A 21,405-nucleotide genomic window follows, 5' to 3' on the forward strand; every position below is an offset into this window, starting at 1 on the left:
CGGCCCGCGCCGGAAGGCGTGGTCGGCGAGTTGTATGTGGCCGGCCGTGGCGTCGCCACCGGGTATGCCCGCCGGGCATCGTTGACCGCGTCGCGATTCGTGGCGTGCCCGTTCGCGGGGCCGGGAACGCCCGGCGTCCGCATGTATCGCACCGGTGATCTGGTGCGGTGGCGCGCAGATGGGCAGCTGCACTATGTGGGGCGTGCCGATGAGCAGGTCAAGATCCGCGGCTATCGCATCGAGCTGGGCGAAATCCGCACTGCGCTGGCCGGTTTGGCCGGCGTGGACAGTGCAGCCGTCGTCGTCCGTGAGGACAGTCCCGGCGACAAACGTCTCGTGGGGTATGTCACCGGCACCGCGGACCCGGCCGTCGCACGCGCCGAACTTGCCAAGCAGCTGCCGGCCTACCTCGTTCCGGCCGCGGTCGTGGCGATCGATGCGTTGCCGTTGACGGTCAACGGCAAGCTGGACAGCCGCGCCTTGCCGGCGCCGGAATATCGCGACTCCAGGTACCGCGCGCCGGGCAACGCCATCGAGGAAGTCCTGGCCGACGTCTACGCCGACGTCCTGGGACTGGACCGCGTCGGCGTCGATGACTCCTTCTTCGACCTGGGCGGGGATTCGCTGACCGCGATGCGCCTGATCGGCGTCGTCAACAAAGTCCTGAACACCCGCCTGGGCGTGCGCACCCTCTTCGACGCACCCTCCGTCGCCCAGTTGGCTCCGCGGGTCCGGACGGACGGCGGCGGACTGGAGCCGTTGGTGGCCGCCGAGCGGCCCGCCGTCATCCCGTTGTCATTCGGCCAGAGCCGGCTGTGGTTCCTCGACCAATTCCATGGCCCTTCACCGGTTTACAACATGGCAGTGGCGTTGCAGCTGACTGGGCGACTCGATGTCGACGCCCTGAGCGCGGCGCTGGCGGACGTGGTGGCCCGCCATGAATCGCTGCGCACCGTTTTTCCGCATAGTGACGGCGTGCCATACCAGGAGGTGGTGGCGGCCGAGCGTGCCGACTTCGGCTGGGAGGTGGTCGATGCCGCCGCGTGGTCGCGCGCCCGACTGGACGAGGCCGTCGGCGCCGCGGCGCGTCACACGTTCGAGCTGGGAACCCACATTCCGTTGTTCGCAAAGCTTTTCCGCGTCGCCGCGGACGAGCACGTCCTGGTCGCGACCGTGCACCACATCGCGGCCGACGGCTGGTCGGTGGCCCCGCTGGTGAGTGATTTGGGGGCCGCTTATGCCGGCCGGTGCGCGGGCCGGGCCCCCGGGTGGGCCGCATTGCCCGTGCAATACGCCGATTACACACTGTGGCAGCGCGACCAGTTCGGCGATCTCGAGGACAGCGGCAGTCCCATCGGAGTCGAGCTGGCATATTGGCAGGAGACGCTGGCGGGGATGCCCGAGCGGTTGCAGCTGCCCGCCGACCGGCCCTACTCCTCGGTTGCCGACTACCGCGGGGCGAGTGTGGCCGTGGAATGGTCGGCGGAATTGCAACAGCGGGTCCGCGCGGTTGCTCGTCAGCACAGCGCCACCAGCTTCATGGTCATCCAGGCGGCCCTTGCCGTACTGCTCTCCAAAATCACTGCGACCAATGATATTTCGGTGGGATTTGCCGTCGCGGGCCGTAGTGATGCCGCCCTCGACCAGCTGGTGGGCTTTTTCGTCAACACTTTGATCCTGCGTGTTGACGTGGACGGAGACGCCACCGTCGCCGAGCTGTTGACCCAGGTTCGCACCCGCAGCCTGGAGGCTCTCGAACACCAGGATGTGCCCTTCGAGCTACTGGTGGAGCGGCTCAACCCGATCCGGTCGCTCAGCCATCACCCGCTGGTCCAGGTGTCGATGACCTGGCAGAACCTGCGTGAGCACGGCAACGACCCGACCGCGGACCTGGACCTGGGCGACCTGCGGGTCACCCAGCTGCCCCTTGAGACCCGCACCGCCCGCATGGATCTGACATTGTCGCTCGGCGAACGCTTCACCGAGGACGGCGAACCCGACGGCATCGGCGGCGCGGTGGAATTCCGAACCGATCTGTTCGACGCGAAAAGTGTTGAGGCGCTGGTAGGCCGGTTGGAGCGGGTGTTGGTGGCGATGACGGCCGATCCGTCGGGGCGGCTGTCCTCGGTGGACGTGCTCGATTCCGCCGAGCGAGCGCGGCTGGACGTGTTGGGGAATCGGGCGGTGTTGAGCGCGCCCGTGGAGGGGGCGTCGATTCCGGAGCTGTTCGCCGCGCAGGTGGCTCGTACCCCGGAGGCGGTGGCGGTCAGTTGCGCCGGTACTTCGATGACGTATCGGGAGTTGGACGAGGCTTCTCACCGATTGGCGCACTTGCTGATCAGTCACGGCGCCCGTCGTGGTGAGTGCGTGGCGGTGTTGTTCGAGCGCTCCGCGCAGGCGATCGTGGGGATTTTAGGGGTGCTCAAGTCGGGCGCGTCGTATTTGCCGATGGACCCGGCGGTCCCCGACGCCCGCATCGAATTCATGATCGGTGATGCCAGGCCGGTGGCGGCGGTGACCACGGCGGGGTTGGCCGATCGGTTCGCCGGGTCCGGAGCGCGAGTCATTGATGTGAATGACCCTACGGTACAAGCCCAGCCGTACTCCGGGTTGCCGATGCCGGAGGCCGAGGACATCGCTCACGTCATTTACACCTCGGGCACCACGGGGGTGCCCAAGGGGGTGGTGACCACGCATCAGAACGTGACGCAGTGGTTGGGGTCGTTGCACGTGGGGCTGCCGTCGGGCCCGGGCCAGGTTTGGTCGCAGTGGTATTCGTATGCCTTCGATGCCTCCGTGGAGGAGATCTGGGGCGCGCTTTTGCACGGGTCGCGGTTGGTGATCGTGCCTGAGTCGGTAGCCGCGCTACCAGAAGACTTGCAGGCCTTGTTGATTGACGAGCAGGTCACCGTCTTGCATCAGACCCCCTCGGCGGTCTCGGCGCTGTCGCCGCAGGTGCTGGCGTCGTCGGCGTTGGTGGTTGCCGCCGAGGCGTGTTCGGCCGAACTGGTGGATCGTTGGGCGCCGGGTCGGGTGATGACCAATGCCTATGGGCCGACCGAGACCACGATGTGTGTGGCGGTCAGTCGACCCCTGAGCCTTGGGGCGGGCACACCGCCGATCGGTGCGCCGGTGCCCGGGGCGGCGTTCTTCGTCCTCGATCCGTGGTTGCGGCCGGTGCCGGTGGGCACCGTCGGCGAGCTGTACGTCGCCGGGCGCGGGCTCGGTGCCGGTTACCTGCGCCGGGCCGGGTTGACCGCATCGCGGTTTGTCGCCTGCCCGTTCGGCGCAACCGGACAGCGGATGTATCGCACCGGTGATGTGGTGCGCTGGGGCCCCGATGGACAGTTGCAGTACCTCGGCCGCATCGACGAGCAGGTCAAGATCCGCGGGTACCGCATCGAGCTCGGCGAAATCCAGGCGGCGTTAAGCGGTTTGGATGCGGTGGATCGGGCCGTGGTGATCGTGCGTGAGGATCGTCCCGGTGACAAGCGCCTGGTGGGTTATGTCACCGAGTCGACCCCGGGGGCGCTCGATGTGGTCACCGCGCGGGCCCAGCTGCGAGAAGGGTTGCCGCCCTACATGGTTCCGGCCGCCCTGGTGGTGATAGATGCGTTGCCGCTGACGGTCAACGGCAAGCTGGACACCCGCGCCCTGCCGGCACCGACCTACCGTGACGTCGACTACCGCGCCCCGGGCAACGACATCGAAAACCTGCTCGCCGACACCTACGCGGAAGTTCTGGGCCTGGACCTTGTCGGGATCGATGACTCCTTCTTCGACCTCGGCGGCGACTCCCTGTCCGCAATGCGCCTGATCGCCACCCTCAACAAAACCCTGCACACCCACCTGACCGTGCGCACCCTCTTCAACGCCCCGACAGTCGCCGGCCTGAGCCGGCACCTGGGCGAGCACGCCGACGATCCGCGCTTCGTGTCCGTGCACGGCCCCGAGGCCACCGAGGTGCATGCCGGTGATTTGAAGCTGGACAAGTTCATCGATGCCGCGACGCTGGCCGGTGCGTCGTCGTTGCCGGGGCCCGGCGCCGCGGTGCGCACGGTCTTGTTGACCGGCGCAACCGGCTTCCTCGGGCGGTATCTGGTGCTGCAGTGGCTCGAGCGGCTGGAACTGGCCGACGGGATGCTGGTCTGCCTGGTGCGGGCGGCCTCCGACGACCAGGCCCGCGCACGCCTGGAGAAGACCTTCGACAGCGGCGACCCGCAGCTGCTGCGATACTTCCAGGAGCTGGCCGCCGATCATCTCGAGGTCATCGCCGGCGACAAGGCCGAGCCGAACCTGGGCCTCGACGAACAAACCTGGCAGCGGCTGGCCGAGTCCGTCGATCTGATCGTGGATCCCGCTGCCGTGGTCAACGGCGCGCTGCCCTACAGCGAGTTGTTCGGGCCCAACGTGGTGGGCACCGCCGAGCTGATCCGGCTGGCTCTCACCACCAAACTCAAGCTCTTCACCTATGTGTCGACAGTAAACGTGGGCGATCAGATCGCGCCTACGGCGTTCACCGAGGACGCCGACATCCGAGTCATCAGCCCCAGCCGCAAGAACGACGGCAGCCGCGTCAACGGCTATGGCAACAGCAAGTGGGCCGGTGAGGTGTTGCTCCGAGAGGCCAACGATTTGTGCGGGCTGCCGGTCGCGGTGTTCCGCAGCGGAATGATCTTGGCGGGCACCACTTATGCGGGCCAGCTCAATCTGTCAGACATGGTCACCCGGATGGTGCTCAGTGTGGTGGCCACCGGTGTCGCGCCGCGCTCGTTCTATCGGCTTGACGCCCAAGGTGATCGGCAGCGCGCGCATTACGACGGCCTGCCCGTGGAATTCGTCGCCGAGGCGATCGCCACGTTGGGCGCTCAAGTTGTCGAGGGGTTTGAGACCTATCACGTGATGAATCAGCACGACGACGGTATCGGGCTCGACGAGTACGTCGACTGGCTGATCGAGGCCGGCTATCCCATCGAGCGCATCGATGACTTCGGCGAGTGGCTGCGCCGGTTTGAGGCCGGGCTGCGTGCCCTGCCGGATCGAGCGCGCGAGCATTCGATTCTGGGGGTGTTGCTGTCGACGAATTCGCTGCAATTGCAGCCGGCGGAGCCGATCTCGGCTTGCGTCGTGTCGACCGATCGGTTCCGTGCCGCGGTGCAAGACGCGAAAGTGGGTCCCGATAACGACATTCCGCGCGTCTCGCCGACCGTCATCGTCCAATACGCCACCGGCTTGGAGCTACTCGGTCTGCTGTAGGCGCCGGCCGCTCAGGCTTGGGAGGGGGCCTTCGGCCTCGCGCTGGCCTTCACGTCACGCCCCGCCCCGGCCGACATGGAGGCGGCCTCGCCGCGAGCCAAGCCGACCGTCGCAACGATCACCACGACGAGCGTCACCGCGAGGACGAACCACTCCCAGCCGCCGGCTTCCAACGTCTCAGCGAGCACGACGATGCCGAGGATTCCACCCACCACGGGCTTCGCCACGATGATCGTCGGCAGCGAGGCGGTGAGCGCGCCGGCTCGATAAGCCGATTGGTGATAGATCATTCCGGCGCCCCCGCAGAACACCAGCGCGTACAGCTCGAAGGTTTGCCACACGTGGCCGGGCTGGTGCTCCAGGATGTCGACGACGCCCTTCATCAGGACCGCGAACACTGCCAAAAAGGTGCCCGCCACCGCCGCCAGCAGCAGCGCCGCGACCGGGCGATCCGCCCAGATACGCGCGCCCAGCAAACCCAGCAGCAGCAGGGGGCCGATCACCACGGCCACCACGATCCACGTGTGCAGCGGCGCCCGCTGCTGGCCGCCGGTCGGGTCGCCGACCGCGATGAGCACGGCCAGCGCCACCGCCAGCACCAGCGCCCAGCTCCACTCCCGCCGGGTGATGGGGTTACCGGTCATCCGCGTGTAGATCGGCAGGGCGAACAGGAGCGCCGTCACCTGCAACGACATCACCAGCAGAACCGAGCCCTTGTCCAGAGCGGCGGCCAGCAGCACGTAGCTGCCGATATCGCCCAAACCGCCCAGCCACCAACGCTTGTCGCGCAGCAGCATGCCGAACAACGTCAGGTGGCCCACCCGTTTGTCGGTGACCTCCTGCGCGGAACGTTGCCGCACCACGTTGCCGATCGCGGACGCCAGCGCAGCGCACAGGGCGAGAATGGCCGCCAGATGCACGTCCGACATGCCATTACCTCCTCGCTGGGTGCGGTTGCGCTACCCATCCAATCTAGCCGCGCCCCGCGCGGTGGGCGCGCCACAGGGTTGCCGGGGCCAGGGGCGAGGCTGCCGGGACGCCTCAGAGCGGAAATTTCGTCCCGGTGAGCCGCTCGGACAGCTCCCAGAGGGCGGTGGCGGTGCCGGCGCGCTTTGCCGGCCAGTTGCGCCACGTCGGCTGGGTGCGGCCGTACAGTCCGAATCGCGGGCCGACGAAGGTGTCGCCCGGCAAATCCTGCGACACCGCGTACAACGTCTGACGGGCGCCGAAGTCGGCGTCGGTGGACACGATCCGGTCGACCGCCAGGACCGCCGCGTCGCCCAGCTTGCGGCCGGAATTTCCCTGCAGGTTGGTGTGCGACCAGCCGGGGTGCGCGGCCAGCGCGCGCAGCGATGTGGGGACGCCGTCCAAGCGCCGCTGCAGCTCCTTGGTGAACAGCAGGTTGGCCAGCTTCGACTGGCTGTAGGCCAACCAGGCCGAATACGGTCGGGACTGAAAGTTGAGATCTTTGAGGCTGACGTAGCCGAAGTGGTGCATCAGCGAGGACACCGTCACCACGCGGTCGGTCAGCTTGGGCAGCAGCAGGTTGGTCAACGCGAAGTGGCCGAGGTGGTTGGTGCCGATCTGGCCCTCGAAGCCGTCGACGGTGACCGCGTGCTTGGTGGCCATGATGCCGGCGTTGTTGATCAAGACGTCGACGGATTCGATGTCCTCGGCAAAGCGCCGCACCGAGGACAGGTCCTGCAGGTCGAGCCGGCGCACCTCGGCTGTCCCGGCCGTCTTTCCGGTTGCCGACCCGGTCATGCGCGCGGCGGCGGCCCGGCCCTTGTCGGTGTTGCGGACGGCCAGGATGACGTGGCCGCCGACCCGAACCAACTCGCGGGCGGTGACCTCGCCCAGCCCGGCGTTGGCCCCGGTGATGATGACGGTTCGTCCGGCGAACGAGGGCAGCTTCGCTGCGGTCCAATCGGGCATGGCAAACACCCTAACTTCGCAATTACGACGGGGGTCCTCGGGCCGCGGCGCCGTGCGGCTGTGTGCGGGAGCATTACTGGTGCACTGGTACGCCCGGGTATCGTGCCTGGGATGACCAGCGAAATCCCACCCGAACGGTTGCCCGGCGGGCGGATTTTTGTCGGGTACGCATCGGGGATCGCCGGATGTATCTAGGCGTCATCGTCAATCCGAAAGCGCGGAAGAATCGCGCCGCTTCCGCCGACCGCATCGCCGAACTGCGTCGCATCGTCGGCTCCCGCGGCGAGGTGCACGAGACCAACTCGATCGAGGAGCTTCGCGACGCCATCCGGCAGCTCGCGCCACGGGTCACCCATCTGGTGGGCGACGGCGGCGACGGCGCACTGCACTGGTTGATCAACGAGATCGAGCGCTGCATCGGCGATCCGCAACGCTGGCCCGCGTTCGTCCCAACCAATGGCGGCAGCGTCAACGCCGTGGCACGCAAGGCCCGGGTGCGCGGGCGGCCCGAAGCGATCATCCGTGCGCTGACGGCCGCCGCCGAGGCGGACCGACCACCACCCGTAGTGAGCCTGGACACGTTGGTGCTCGACGGTGACACCGCCGACGGCGCGGCGTTTCACCGGCTCTGCTTCGGGCTGGCGGCCGGGGGCGTCGGAAACCGGTTCTACGACCGGTATTACGACTCACCCGATCATGGTCGGCTGGCCGTCGCCCGGGTGATCGGCCGCAGCTTCGGCGACTACATCACCTCCAAGGTCGCCCCCGGCCGCGTGAAGACGCCGAATTACGCCTCGATCCTGTTCACTCCGACGCGAGCGCGCGTGGTGATCGACGGCGACGAGGTCCCCTCGCGCACGCACAGCCTGCTGCACGCCGGCGCGATCGACCTGCGCATCGGTGGCCCACTTCGGTTGTTCCCCAAGGCTTCCGAGCCCGGTGCGCTGCATTTTCAGGCCGGAAACCTGCGGCCGTCCAGGATTGTGGCGCAGCTCCCGACGGCCCTGACCAACGGCATGCTGCGCGGCGAAGGGCTACGCGACGTCATCGGCCACGAGATGATCATCGAAGCCGAGGACGAGCCGCTGTCGCCCATCATCGACGGCGAGCGTTTCCTCGGCATCGTGAAATTGGTGGCCCGCGCGGGCCCGCGCATCCGCATCGCCCACCCCGCGTAGCCGGCTACGGCCGGCGCGCGGATCGGCGCCGACGGCCCCGTAGACATCGTCTGAAATTGGCGTTTTTCGCTTTGCGATGACGTCAATGGGTGTGACGAAGATAAAGGTGTTGTTTTGGGTACGGCCGCGCGCTTGTCCGGGAATAGTAAATGCGTGAATTCGTAGATACGTAGTTCAGTATTTCATGCCGAAGATCGGCCGTAATGCCTGGTTATCGGCCACTGAGATACTGAAGTACGTATGCGCGTAGATCAGCATCCGCGCAATTAATTTTGACTTCTAAGTTTATCCTGTGAATGTAGTGTGCGACGGCCATTAATGTCGCTCGAGGCTTTGCTCAGGGCGGGTGTGCGGCGCTACATTGGATTTATATTTACGACGGACGTCATTCTCGGGCTATCCCGACCTGGAAGGGGGATCACTCCTACGATGGAGACGCTGATCGATTACCTGCAGATGTGGGAAGCGCAGAGGCCGGACCAGACCCTTTTCCGGTTTGTCGACGCCGACGGCCGCGAACTCGAGCACTACACCTACCAGGCCTTCGCCGAACGCACCCGCGAGCTGGCCGCCTACTTGTCGCAGGAAGCCGGCCTCAAGTCAGGCGATCGTGCGCTGCTGGTTTACCCGCCCGGTCTGGAGATGATCGCGGCGCTTTATGCGTGCGCGCGCATCGGGGTGATCGCCGTTCCGGTCAGCCCGCCCTTGCCGATGTCCTTCGATTCCGGGCTCGCCAAGCTCAGCTTCATCGCCCGCGACTGCCAGGCCGCGGCCGTCCTCTCGACGAAACAGTTCGAGTACGACTTCCGCCAGCTGCTGGGCCAGCGTGACGGCGAGCAGGTCTGGACGGGCGGGTCCCACGCCGGCCTGCCGGACCTGCCGTGGTACGCGACCGACGGCGCGCAGGACTTCGGCGGCGCGCCCGTCGCGGACACTCCCGGCGAGGTGCTTTTCCTGCAGTACACGTCGGGCTCCACCAGCGACCCCAAGGGCGTGATCGTCACCCACGCCAACGTCATCGCCAACGGGTTCGCCTTCACCGGCGACGTGGTGCTGGCCTCGTGGCTGCCGCAGCACCACGACATGGGGCTGATCTCGGCCTACATGTTCATCGTGCTGCTGGGCGGGTCGACGCACGCGATGTCGCCCCTGGACTTCCTTGCCCGGCCGTCGTCGTGGCTTCGGCTCATCAGCGACGTGCGCGCCACCCATACACCGGGCCCCAACTTCGCGCTCGAATACTGCCTGCGCGAGGACAAGCTGCCCACCGCCGAATTGGCCGGCGTCGACCTGAGCAGCCTCGAATGCATCGTGGTGGGCGCAGAGCCGCTGCGCGCCAACACCTTCGCCCGCTTCCGGGAGCGGTTCGCCGAGTGCGGCCTGCGGCCCGAGGCGCTCACCGGCGCCTACGGGATGGCCGAATCCACCCTGATCGTGTCCATCCGCGGCCGCCAGACCATCGCGGTGAACAAGCGTGGGCTCGAGAAGAACGTCGCTCGCGTCGAAAAGGCGATGCCGGAGAACAGCAACCAGGTCCCGTTGGTCAGCTGCGGCAAGCCCATCGAGGGAACCCTGGTTCGCATCGTCGATACCGAATCGTGGCAGGCGTTGCCCGAAGGGCGGGTCGGCGAGGTCTGGCTGGCCGGGCCCTCCAAGGGTGCCGGTTATTGGAACCGTCCGGAGCTCACCGCGGAGATGTTCGGCGCCCGCGTCGCAGGCGATGACGAGCACACCTATCTGCGGACCGGCGATCTGGGCTTCCTTTACGAGGGCGAGCTGTTCGTCTGTGGCCGCAGCAAGGACCTGATCATCGTCCGCGGCGTCAACTGCTACCCCTCCGACATCGAAGCCGTCGTCGAGCGCACCGCCGCGCACGTGCGTAGCGGCTGCGTCGCCGCCTTCTCGGTCGAGCACGACGAGTCCGAAGCGCTGATCGTTGTCGCCGAGGTGCGCGATGAGCACAACCTTCCGGACGCCAAGGCGATGGCGCGTGCGATCCGGCGACACTGCCACATCGACCCGCACGCGATCGTCTTCGCACCGCCGCGAAGCATCCCCAAGACCACATCGGGGAAGATCCGGCGCGCATCGACCCGTCAACTGTGGCTGGACGAAAAGCTGCCCGCCTTCTCGAGCTGGATCAACCAGTCGGCCAACCGGACTCACGATGGTCTGGCCGGCGGTCCGCTGGAGCGCTTCCGCCACCTCATCGAGAGCTACGACCTCACCGGCGACGAGGACTGCTCGTTCGCCGATCTCGGCATCGACTCGCTGGCGCTGGCCGAACTCCGCACGGACCTGCAGGCGCTGCTGGAAGAGAACGGCGCTGGCGATCTGGCCGAAGAGGTCAACACCCGCCTGTTGCAGCGGCTGACCGTGTCCGAATTCTTCGGGCTGATAAGCCAATTCGGCGAGGGGTCCGGGCAGCCGCTCGACGCCCTGCGCCAGGCGCTGGATCAGATCTCCGCCGAGTACGAGGCCAACGAAGCCGCCCAGATGCGCGCCGACGCGGCACTGCCGCTGCCGGAACTGGCGCCCGCGCGGCCGGGTGAGCCCACCGACCTCCTGCTCACCGGGGCGACCGGATTCCTCGGGCCGTTCCTGGTGAGCAGCCTGCTGACGCGCACCTCCTACACGGTGCACGCACTGGTGCGCGCCACGGACGCCGCGCACGGCCTGGACCGCATCGTCGCCTCACTGCGCCGCGCCCAGGTGTGGACGCCGGCGCTGGAAGCCGATGTGCGCGCACGGGTCCGCATCATCTGCGGCGATCTCGCCGAGCCCGCGCTGGGCATCGGCGAGGCGGCCTTCCAGAAGTTGGCGCAGGAGGTCGATGCCGTCGTGCACAACGGCGCCCTGGTCAACTACATCCGCACCTACGACGCCCTGCGTCCCGCCAACGTGGAGGGCACCCGCGAGCTGTTGCGGCTGGCAATGACCAACCACCGCAAGGCCTTCCACCTCGTCTCCAGCACGTTCATCTACGGCTGGAGCACCGAGCCGGTGGTCGGGGAGTGGGACGCCAACGAAAAGATGGCCGGCCTGGACTTCGGCTACTCGCAGACCAAATGGGTCGGCGAGCAGCTGGCACTGGCCGCGCAGCGCAAGGGACTAGACGTTCGCATCTACCGGCCCTCGCTGATCTCGCCGACCCGCGCGGGCTTCGGCAGCCAGGACGACATCCTGGTGCGGCTGACGGCGTTCATGATCGAGCACGGCGTCGCCGTCAACGCGCTCAACCAGATCAGCCTGCTGCCGGCGGACTTGATCGCGGATCACATCGTCACGCTGATGGGCCTGCCGGACGAGTCGGGCAGCGTCTTCAACATGACCGCGGACGACTACTACAACCTCACCGACGTCACCCGGATCCTGTCCGAGCGGTACGGGTATCGCTTTGACTACCACGACATCCCGTCGTTCACCGAGCAGCTGAACCGCCGCTGCACACCGAACGACCAGATGTACCCGCTGGTCGACTTCCTCACCCGGTCGGCGGACAAGATCGCGGCGATGCGAGACAAGCGCTACGACAACACGCAGTACCGCCACCGGCGCGGGCTGACCAAGGTCCGCCTGCGCGAGCCGGCCCTGACCGAAACGGTCGACCATCTGGTCCGGTTCTTGCGCAGCGAACGTTTGATCACTGAGGTGGAGGACGAGGCGCAGCGCAGCGCCTAGCCTTACGATCTGGGGACGGACGCGGCGATCGCAAGCGCGGCGAAGCCGGGCGCAGCGGGTCGCCGCAAGACGGAAAAGGGCGGCGATCGCGAGCGCGGCGAAGCCGGGCGCAGCGGGTCGCCGCAAGACGGAAAGGGGCGGCGATCGCAAGCGCGGCGAAGCCGGGCGCAGCGGGTCGCCGCAAGACGGAAAGGGGCGGCGACGATGTTCACCGTCGATGACAAGGCAACCGGCCCGCACGACGCGTCGCTCGACCACGAGCGGATCGTCCTGCAGGCGCGCGACGTCGACTTCGACTGGTCGACGCTGCCGTTCTACTACGTGCCCAACGAGCCCTTCACCACCCACTTCTGCAACGTGCTGCACCTGTTGCTACCGGCGGGTGAGGAATTCATCGTCGACGCCTTCAAGGACACCTTGCCGCTGATCAAAGACGATCAACTGCGCCGCGATGTGCAGGGATTCATCAGCCAGGAGGCCATGCATTCCCAGGCGCATGCGGGTGTGCTCGGACACTTCGCGGTCAAAGACATCGACGTGACGCCGTTCACGGACCAAATGCGTTGGCTGTTCACCCAACTCATCGGCGACCGGCCGCGGTGGAGTCCGCGGCGCCGCCAAAGCTGGTTGCTCGAGCGGGTATCGATGGTGGCCGCACTCGAGCACTACACCGCCATCCTGGGCGAATGGATTCTCGACACCCCGCAGCACGACGCCATGGGCACCGACCCGGTGATGCTTGACCTGTTGCGCTGGCACGGCGCCGAGGAAGTCGAGCACAAGGCGGTCGCCTTCGACACCATGAAGCACCTGCGCGCCGGGTACTGGCGGCAGGTACGCACCCAGCTGTTGATCACACCGGCGCTGCTGTGGTTGTTCGTCCGCGGCGTGCGGTTCATGTATTCCGTCGATCCCTACCTGCCGCCAGGGACCAAGCCGCGCTGGCGGGACTACTTCCGCGCTGCACGCCGGGGTTTGGTGCCCGGGCCATTCCAGTTCCTGCGGGTCATCGGTGCCTACTACACCCCGCGTTTCCATCCCTCCCAACTGGGCGGGGTGGGGCGCGCGGTCGACTACCTGGCCCGCTCACCCGCCGCCCGCGCGGCGCACTGACGATGACGACCGAAGTGGCTTCAACCACGGTCGCCGCCTCCGACGGCGTGCGACTGGCGGTGCACACCTATACCGACATCGATCCCGGGCGGCCGACCATCCTGGCCATCCACGGCTACCCGGACAACCACCACGTGTGGGACGGGGTGGCCACAACATTGGGTCGCCGATTCAACGTCGTGGCCTACGACGTGCGTGGCGCCGGCCAATCCTCAACGCCGGCAGACCGTTCGGGGTATCGGCTCCCGCAGCTGGTCGCCGACGTCGGCGCGGTGATCGAGCGCCTGGGCGTGGAGAACGTGCACCTGCTGGCCCATGACTGGGGGTCGATCCAGGCCTGGGCGGCGGTCACCGACGATGCGGTGATGGGCAAGATCGCCTCGTTCACCTCGGTCTCTGGGCCCCACCTGAATTACGCGGGCAAGTTCTTGCGGTCAGCGCGCACGCCGCGGGCGCTGTTGGACGTGGCCAAGCAGATCCTAGCCTCGTCCTACATCTGGTTCTTCCTCTGCCCGCGCATACCGGAGCTCGCGATCCGGTCCCGCGCGACGGTGAAAGTCTTTGAGGCGGTTGAGCGCATCGGTGGATCGGGCGCGCGCGGTGCGGCGTACCGCTCTGCCGACGACTACCTCAACGGGCTGAATCTGTACCGCGCCAACATGCCCGCACCGATCCTGTCACCGCCTGAGCAATTGCCGCAGACCCCCGTTCCGGTGCAGGTGCTGGTCGCGCGCCAGGATTATTTCGTATCGCCTGCCCTGCAACGGTTTACCGGATCCATCCCGGAGGGCAGCAGGGTCGTCCCGATCGAGGGCGGCCATTGGGTGGTCAGCGCGTTTCCCGACGTCATCGCCCGGCTCACCGGTGAGTGGGTCGACCTGATCGCCCAGCCCACCGAGCGTCGCGGCCTCGGCCAGATGTGAGGATGATCGTGGCACAGACTATTTGGGACGGCATTCCGGCCGACTTGTACGGCCGCCGCAAACGTGACCGGATGTACACCGCGTTGTACGGGGTCGGTACGTTGTTCGGCGGCCTGGCGTCGGCGTCGCGGTGGACGTCCTCGCGGGTGCAGTCCGTGCGGCGCACCACCACCGCGGTCGTCACCAACCGCGAACTGCTGGTGCCCGATGTGGTCGCGTTGACGCTGGCCGACCCGGCCGGGGGATTGTTGCCGTCCTGGACACCCGGCGCGCACATCGACGTTCGGCTGCCATCGGGTCGCCGCCGGCAGTACTCGCTGTGTGGTGCGCCCGGCCGGCGCACCAACTACCGCATCGCGGTGCGCCGCATCGCCGAGGGTGGCGGTGGCTCGATCGAAATGCACGACACCTTCGAGGTGGGTGACAAATTCGAATTCGAAGGGCCGCGCAACGCGTTCTATCTCGTCACCGACGAGCGCGAGGTGTTGTTCGTGATCGGCGGCATCGGGGTGACACCGATCCTGCCCATGATCCAGACGGCCCAGCAGCGCGGAATCGATTGGCGCGCCGTGTATGCCGGTCGCGGCCGGGAGTACATGCCGCTGCTCGACGAGGTGGTGGCGGTGGACCCGGACCGGGTCACCGTGTGGGCCGACGACGAGCGCGGCCGATTACCCAGCGCGTCCGACTTGCTTGCCGACGCCGGGCCGGCGACGGCCGTTTACGTGTGTGGCCCGACCGCCATGCTGGAATCGGTGCGCATCGCGCGTAACGAACACGCCGATGCGCCGCTGCATTACGAACGGTTCGGCCCTCCGCCGGTGGTCGGCGGGGTTCCCTTCGAGCTGGAGCTGGCCCGCTCGCAGCGGGTGCTCAGTGTTCCCGGGAACCGGTCGGCGCTCGACGTCATGCTCGACCGTGATTCGACCACCGCGTACTCCTGCCAGCAGGGGTTCTGCGGCACCTGCAAGGTGAAAGTGCTTGGCGGGCAGGTCGATCGCCGCGGGCGTACCGCAGAGGAAGATGACGAAATGCTGGTCTGCGTTTCCCGCGCGAAATCCGGGCGCGTGGTGATCGACGCCTGAGCGCTCAGATGAACCACGTTTGACCCCGGACCGTGCAAAATGGCCACGTGCAGGGATTCGGCTTTCAGACGTTGGCGCTGCTGACCGCGGTCGGTTTCGCCGGCCCGGTGCTGGCCTCCGTGCCGCGCCTGCGGGTACCGGTGATTGTCGGCGAACTCATCGCGGGTCTGGTCATCGGCAAGACCGGTTTCGGCATCCTCGATGCCACCGACCCGACCTTCCAATTGTTCGCCAACATCGGCTTCGCGCTGGTGATGTTCGTGGTGGGCAGCCACGTCCCGGTCCGCGACCCCGAGATGCGTTCGGCGGTGCCGAAGGCGTTGGCCCGAGCGCTGCTGGCCGGCGCCGCCGCGGCGGCCCTGGGGTTCGGGCTGGCCACGCAGCTCGGCACCGGACACGCGGCGCTCTACGCGGTGCTGATGGCCTCGTCGTCGGCGGCCGTGACATTGCCGATGATCGACTCGCTGCGCTTGCGCGGCCCGCAGGTGCTGTCCGTGACCGCACAGATCGCCATCGCGAACGCAGCCTGTATCGTGTTGCTGCCCTTGGTGATCGACTTCCGTCACGCGGCGACGGCGGCGGTGGGCGGGTTGGCGATCACGGGCTGCGCGGTGCTGCTTTTCGTGGTGCTGCGCTGGGTCGACCGCCGGGGCTGGCGTCAGCGCATGCACGACTACTCGCACCGGAATCGGCTGGCGCTGGAATTGCGGATCAACCTGCTGGTGCTGTTCGGGCTGGCGATGCTGGCCGTCACCACCGACGTGTCGATCATGCTGGCGGGCTTCGCGCTGGGTCTGGTGATCGCCATGGTCGGCGAGCCGAGGCGGTTGGCGCGTCAGTTGTTCGGCATCACCGAGGGTTTCTTCAGCCCGGTGTTCTTCGTCTGGCTCGGCGCCTCGCTGCAGGTGCGCGAGCTGGGATCGCAGCCGAAATACATCCTGCTCGGTGTCGGCCTCGGGCTGGGCGGTGTGCTGGCGCATTGCGTGGGAAGGTTGCTCGGCCAGCCGCTCACGTATGCGGTGATGTCCTCCACTCAGCTCGGCGTGGCGGTGGCCGCCGCCACCATCGGCACCCAACAACACCTGCTTGCGCCGGGCGAAGCGTCGGCGTTGATGTTCGGCTCCCTGCTGACCATCGCCTGCACATCGATAGCGGGCGCGATCGCGGCGCGCGGCCAGGGCGCAACCGAACCGGAGGAAGCCGTCCAGGCTCCGTTGGGTCATGCTTAGGCAATGCCGAAGAACATGCTGCGGGCGAGTCCACGGCCGGGATCCGGGGCGAAGAAGGCTTCGCTGGGGACGTGGCAAGCCGCCGGCCTGAGCATGGCCGTGATCGTGTCCGCGGCGGTGCACGGGTTGGGCGCAGTAATCGGGGCGGCGGTCGTGGTTCCGGTCATCTACGCATTAACGCGGCTGCACGCCTACGCGCCAAACGCGCGCAATACCGCCGAGTTGATCGGCGCCACCCTCGGCCGGCGCGCCGGGACGGCCGCGGGCATTCTCCAGTTGTGCGCCTACCTGGTGCTGGCCGCGAAGTTCGCCACTACCCTCGGATTGGAACTGCTGCAGCTAGTTTCACCAAGCGAAGATCTGGCGGGGATCCTGTCGTGGTTACCGATTGCCGCCATGGGGGCTGCGGTCGTCGTCGGTGCCGCCGCCTGTTGGTTTCCAACTCGGGGCGTCGCGTCGGTGGTGGCGCCGCTGGTGTTCGTGGGCCTGCTCGTTTATGTCTATCTCGCCGTGGCGGTCACCGCCCGCATCGCCGCGGGCAGTGACGCGGTCGTCATCGGAACGGCTGCAACGCAGGCCCAGCTGTCCGGCCAGGTCGTCGGCTTCGGCCTCGGGATGGTGGGCGTTGAACTCATCACGGTCCGCAGCGCGCGCATAGCCAGGCCGGGGAGATCCATGTCGCTGGCCGTTGCGTTGGTGGCCGTGGCGGCGGTGGTGCTGTGGGTCGGTGATCACCAGGGGGTGGTGGGGCCGTGGCGATGGAGCGCCAAACACCTGGCCGAAGCGGTGCCACAATTCTATGCCGACCCCGGTCAGAAATGGATGGCTATCGCGGGCGTCAGCCTGGCCGTGGCCGCGGCGCTGTCTTCCGGGTGGGCCGCGGTGCGCGCCGCCGCGGGCCTGGCGGTCATGCGCGAGGCGACACCGAACGCCGGTCTGCGACTGGCGGTGGTGGGGCTCGTCGGGGTGGTTGCCGTCGTGGTCTCGGCGCACGGCACGCGCTGGATCGGGCTGGTCATCCTGGGCGCGGCGCCCTTGCTGCTGATGGCGTTGTATGTGTTTGTCACAGAGGCTAATTCGCGGATTCCCGACGACAGTGTGGTGGCCTGGTGGGTCCGGCCGCTGATGCCCGCGGTGGGCGTGGTGGCGGTGGTCAAACCGCTGGTGGACTCCGAGTTGGCCTCGGTCGAGGTGGCGACGGTGGTCGCGGCCGCGATCGGGGTGTGCGCCGCGGGCGCCGCGGCGGCGCTGCTGGCGCGGTCCCGCGATCGCACCGCCGAATCTGAGTAGTCTTACGGATCCCCGCCAACGGCCCGCTGCCGCAGGCTTATTGGTATGACCGTTCCCAACAGCATGTCGAAAACCACCGCCGCCTTCTTCGTTCAGGCCGCCGTCGCGTTCGCGATCAGCTTCGTGGCCGCACTCGGCGGGATCTACTTCCTCCCGCTTGACCCGTGGCCACGATTGTTCCTCGGCGTCACCTTCCTATTCCTGGTGTCGAGCGCGTTCACCCTGGCCAAGGTGATCCGTGACCAGCAGGAGGCCGCCACCGTGCGGGTACGACTCGACGAGGCCCGCATCGAACGGCTGCTCGCCGATTACGACCCGCTCAACGCCGCGAACTGAGTAGTACTACTCAGCCTCAACGCGTAGAAGCGCGCAGGTCCACGCCCGTGCCATCGGCGATGCTTCTCTCATCGCATGACTGCCTCTCCACCACAACGCATCCGCATCTACAGAAGGGCTTCGCTCTTATGACAACTCTTGTGAGATTTCCCGACGTCGCCGAGGTGGCCGCGAGCACGCCGGCCGACCGCGATCGCGTCCTGGACGTCATCCGGATCACTTCCCTGGTCGGCGTGGTGCTCGGTCATACCGTGATGGCGGCCAGCATCATTCGCGACCACGTCTTGATCTGGGACAACCTGCTTACCACCTCGGTGCTGTTCCAGGCGATGACGTGGCTGCTGCAGATCATGCCGCTGTTCTTCTTCGCCGGTGCGGCGGCCTGCGTGTCCTCCTGGGTACCCGGGACCAACTGGGGAGACTGGCTGATGAAGCGCTGCACCCGGCTGTTCCGGCCGGTGTTCTACTACCTTGCATTCTGGGCCGTCACACTGACGGTGCTGTATCGGGCGCTACCGCAACACATCTACGAGCCGATCGCCGGCGTCAGTACGCAGCTGCTCTGGTTCCTGGGGGCCTACGTCCTGGTGCTGGCCGCCATGCCCGTGCTGTACCGCATTACCACGGCGGGGCGCCTGGCCGCCGGTGTGGCCACGGTCTACGGGGCGATCGTGCTGATCGACGTGATCCGGTTGCACTGGCCGGCGATGATGCCGCTAGGTTACCTCAACCTGGCCGTCTGGCTCATTCCCGCCATGTTCGGCGTGGCTTACCGTCGTGGGCTGCTCGACGGCCGCGCCGCGCTCGCCGTCGCCGCCGCCTTCTTCGCCGTGGATGTCGCCCTGGTGCACTGGGGTCCGTATCAGATCAGCATGGTCGGCACCGGTGACCACCACCTGTCCAACACCAGCCCGCCGTCCCTGCTGCTGGCCGGGCACGCAATCATCCCGAGCGCGTTGGCGATCGCGGCCGCACCGGCGATCGCGCGCTGGGCACAGCGGCCGCGGGTGTGGTGGTGGACCGCCATCGGCAACTCCGGCGCGATGACCCTGTACCTGTGGCACATGCCGGTACTGTTGGGCGTGCACCTGGTCTTCGATTACCTTGGCTGCCCGCGCTTTCCGGGCGCGCCGGATTTCCTTGCCGTCAGCCTCGCGCAGCTGCTCCTCGTGGCCGTCGCGGTGGCGGTGCTGTTCGTCGCGCTGCGGCCGCTGGAGAACAATCCGCTGTCCGGTTGGGATGGCGCGCCCGCGGTGACGTCGCGCGGGTGGGGTGCGGCCGTCGGTACCCTGCTGTGCGTGGCCGGCGTGGCGCTGCTCGCCGCGATCCGCTGGGGGCTCAAGGACGATGGGCTGGTGTGCATGGCCGTGGTGGTGACCGCACTGGTGGCCGCGCGGATCGTGGCTCAGCACAACGGCAAAGTCCCGGCGCGGCTGACGCGGTAGCCGCGGGATCTGTTGGCCCGCGGGGCAAGGGCTATCCGCCCGCCCCGCGGGTCACGGGTCTCCGTCGAGACCGTGCTCGATGGCGTAACGGGCCAGTTCCACCCGGTTGGCGACCTGGAGCTTGCGAAACGTCGCCTGCACGTGGTTTTCCACCGTGCGGTGGCTCAACGAGAGCCTCTCGGCGATCTGCTTGGCGGACAGGCCTTTTGCGACATAACGCAACACCTCCGTCTCGCGATCGGTGAGGCTGGGACGGGCTGGGCCGTCGTCCTTGCTCTGCGCGATGCGCCGGTATTCGCCCAGCACCAGACCGGCCAGGCTCGGGGTGAACACGGCGCGCCCGGCCGCGGTGGCCGTCACCGCCTGTGCCAGTTCGGCTTTCGAGGCGCTCTTGACCAAATACCCCGTGGCGCCAGCCTTGACCGCCTCCAGGACGTCTTCGCGTTCGTCGGAGGCGGACAGCACCAACACCCGCGACGAGGGCGAGACCGCCAGCACCGCGGCGGTTGCCTGGGCACCGTCGCCGTCGGTTAGCTGCATGTCCATCACCACCACGTCGGGCTTGACCACGCCCGCCCGCCGCTGGGCGGCGGCCACACCGTCGGCGGTGGCGACCACGGTGAACCCGCCCTCAGCCAGGTCGCGAGCGACCGCGTCACGCCAGATCGGGTGGTCGTCGACCACCATCACCGTCGTCGGCGTCGCGTCACCCGTCATGGCGCCCCTCCCGGCGGGGCACGCACAGCTCCCACTCGGTGCCGTCCCCCGGCTCGCTGTGCAATTCGGCACTGCCGCCCAACGACGTCAACCGTCCTACGATCGATTGGGAGATGCCAAGGCGCCCCTGACGCGTCGCTTCCTCGAGCCGGCCGGTGGCAATCCCGACGCCGTCGTCGCGGACGCTGACCAGAACGGAATCGCCGAGGTCCTCGACGAGTACGAACGCGTGCGCATCCGGGCCGGCGTGGGCGACCACGTTGTCCAGCGCATTGCCCACCGCGGCGTCGAGTTCGGTTGCCGCCCAACGTCCCAACGGCACCGGGGTCCCGGGCAGGCTGATCGACACCTGATCGGATTCCCGGCACCGCAGCAGCGTGCGCAGGTCGACCGTTGCGCCGTCGGCGTCCTGATCGATGACCGTGCACGCCAGCCAGCGCCGCAGCGCGCGTTCCTGCTCGCTTGCCAGGTCGGCGAGTTGGGCTGTGGCGCCGCCGATCTCGTGCCCCTTCTTGGCGACCAGTGCCAATACCTGGATGGCTCCGTCGTGGACCTGGCGGGACAGCCTGTCGCGTTCTTGCACCGCCGCCGTCAACTGGGCCGCGCGTTGCAGCTCGTCGTGGACGCGCCGCGCGGTCTGCGCGGCCATCCCGATGGCCATGCCGATCGCCAGTTCGATGATGACGGTGGCGTTGTGCCCGAGGTTGAGCGCGAAATAGTCCTTGACGGCGAAATTGGTGGCCATCACCGCCAAGCCCGTCAGCATGCCGCCCGCGGGGCCGAACTGTATAGCGGCCGAAATCGTGGGATTGCTGGCCCACAACGTCGTCGGCCAGGTCTGGTTGTCGGCCGCCCAGTGCGGGCTCGCGACGAGGTTGTTCGACCACATCAGCAAGACGACGATCACGAGCTCGGCGAGCACCCACGCCGGTTTGCGGCCGAAGCCCCGCAGATAGGCGAACGCGCAGGCCGCGCTCCAGCCGATCAGCCCGGCAAAAAGCACCCAACCCAGCACGGGCCGAACCAGATCCGCGTTGATTGCGATCTGAAAGCCGGTGGCGTAGATGCAGCTCAGCAAGCGGAACACTTGCGCCGCGCGCCACAGCGGCGTGGTGGGATCGGGGCCGTGATTCGCCATCGTGGTCAGCATAAAGGCGGATGGCCCCGCGGCGGACCGGCCACGGATATTGGTCAAAAGTCCTTTGAGCTAGAGCCGT

The 21,405-nt window shown here is 67.5% G+C and carries 14 protein-coding genes; 10 read left to right on the plus strand and 4 right to left on the minus strand.

What is annotated here, in order from left to right; translation table 11 throughout:
- Nucleotides 1-5,256 (plus strand): non-ribosomal peptide synthetase (locus B8W69_RS19415; RefSeq protein ID WP_133058014.1); only part of this gene is annotated, 5,256 nt, incomplete at its 5' end.
- A gap of 11 nt (nt 5,257-5,267) precedes the next feature.
- On the opposite strand, the gene B8W69_RS19420 is transcribed toward B8W69_RS19415, so the two are convergent.
- Both B8W69_RS19420 and B8W69_RS19425 read right to left on the minus strand, forming a co-directional pair.
- Complete coding sequence (locus B8W69_RS19420; protein ID WP_085291415.1) at nt 5,268-6,185, minus strand: DMT family transporter; 918 nt, start codon at nt 6,183-6,185, stop codon at nt 5,268-5,270.
- Between the two features lie 112 nt (nt 6,186-6,297).
- Nucleotides 6,298-7,191: an oxidoreductase gene (locus B8W69_RS19425; RefSeq protein ID WP_085291416.1), complete on the minus strand. Its 894-nt coding sequence runs from the start codon at nt 7,189-7,191 to the stop codon at nt 6,298-6,300.
- Between the two features lie 185 nt (nt 7,192-7,376).
- Between B8W69_RS19425 and B8W69_RS19430 the strand changes: the two genes are divergently transcribed.
- The 9 genes from B8W69_RS19430 (at nt 7,377) to B8W69_RS19470 (ending at nt 19,471) form a co-directional block, all read left to right on the plus strand.
- A complete protein-coding gene (locus B8W69_RS19430) occupies nt 7,377-8,369 on the plus strand; it encodes a diacylglycerol/lipid kinase family protein (RefSeq protein ID WP_085291417.1) in 993 nt (330 codons plus the stop codon).
- 429 nt (nt 8,370-8,798) lie between these two features.
- The gene (locus B8W69_RS19435; protein ID WP_085291418.1) at nt 8,799-12,050 is read left to right on the plus strand and encodes a thioester reductase domain-containing protein; all 3,252 of its coding nucleotides are present in this window, start codon (nt 8,799-8,801) and stop codon (nt 12,048-12,050) included.
- Nucleotides 12,051-12,254: 204 nt separating this feature from the next.
- Nucleotides 12,255-13,163, plus strand: coding sequence for a metal-dependent hydrolase (locus B8W69_RS19440; protein ID WP_085291419.1), 909 nt, complete (start codon nt 12,255-12,257; stop codon nt 13,161-13,163).
- Nucleotides 13,164-13,165: 2 nt separating this feature from the next.
- Nucleotides 13,166-14,086 (plus strand): alpha/beta fold hydrolase, encoded by a 921-nt coding sequence (locus B8W69_RS19445; protein ID WP_085291420.1) that lies wholly within the window; start codon nt 13,166-13,168, stop codon nt 14,084-14,086.
- A 2-nt stretch (nt 14,087-14,088) separates the two neighbouring features.
- Nucleotides 14,089-15,171, plus strand: coding sequence for a PDR/VanB family oxidoreductase (locus B8W69_RS19450; RefSeq protein WP_085291421.1), 1,083 nt, complete (start codon nt 14,089-14,091; stop codon nt 15,169-15,171).
- Between the two features lie 32 nt (nt 15,172-15,203).
- The gene (locus tag B8W69_RS19455; protein WP_085291422.1) at nt 15,204-16,400 is read left to right on the plus strand and encodes a cation:proton antiporter; all 1,197 of its coding nucleotides are present in this window, start codon (nt 15,204-15,206) and stop codon (nt 16,398-16,400) included.
- A gap of 3 nt (nt 16,401-16,403) precedes the next feature.
- A complete protein-coding gene (locus B8W69_RS19460) occupies nt 16,404-17,690 on the plus strand; it encodes a hypothetical protein (RefSeq protein WP_085291423.1) in 1,287 nt (428 codons plus the stop codon).
- A 45-nt stretch (nt 17,691-17,735) separates the two neighbouring features.
- On the plus strand, nt 17,736-18,026 hold the full coding sequence (locus B8W69_RS19465; RefSeq protein ID WP_085291424.1) for a YiaA/YiaB family inner membrane protein: 291 nt from the start codon (nt 17,736-17,738) through the stop codon (nt 18,024-18,026).
- Between the two features lie 128 nt (nt 18,027-18,154).
- On the plus strand, nt 18,155-19,471 hold the full coding sequence (locus B8W69_RS19470) for an acyltransferase family protein (RefSeq protein ID WP_085291425.1): 1,317 nt from the start codon (nt 18,155-18,157) through the stop codon (nt 19,469-19,471).
- Between the two features lie 51 nt (nt 19,472-19,522).
- On the opposite strand, the gene B8W69_RS19475 is transcribed toward B8W69_RS19470, so the two are convergent.
- Together B8W69_RS19475 and macS are read right to left on the minus strand one after the other, a co-directional pair.
- A complete protein-coding gene (locus tag B8W69_RS19475) occupies nt 19,523-20,188 on the minus strand; it encodes a response regulator (protein WP_085291426.1) in 666 nt (221 codons plus the stop codon).
- Entirely contained in the window at nt 20,178-21,338 is a 1,161-nt protein-coding gene (gene macS / locus B8W69_RS19480) for a MacS family sensor histidine kinase (RefSeq protein ID WP_085291427.1), read from the minus strand. Before macS ends, B8W69_RS19475 begins: the two co-directional genes overlap by 11 nt.
- Between the last annotated feature and the right edge of the window lie 67 nt (nt 21,339-21,405).

The sequence above is a fragment of the Mycolicibacterium vulneris genome, from assembly GCF_002104765.1.
Lineage (GTDB): Bacteria > Actinomycetota > Actinomycetes > Mycobacteriales > Mycobacteriaceae > Mycobacterium > Mycobacterium vulneris.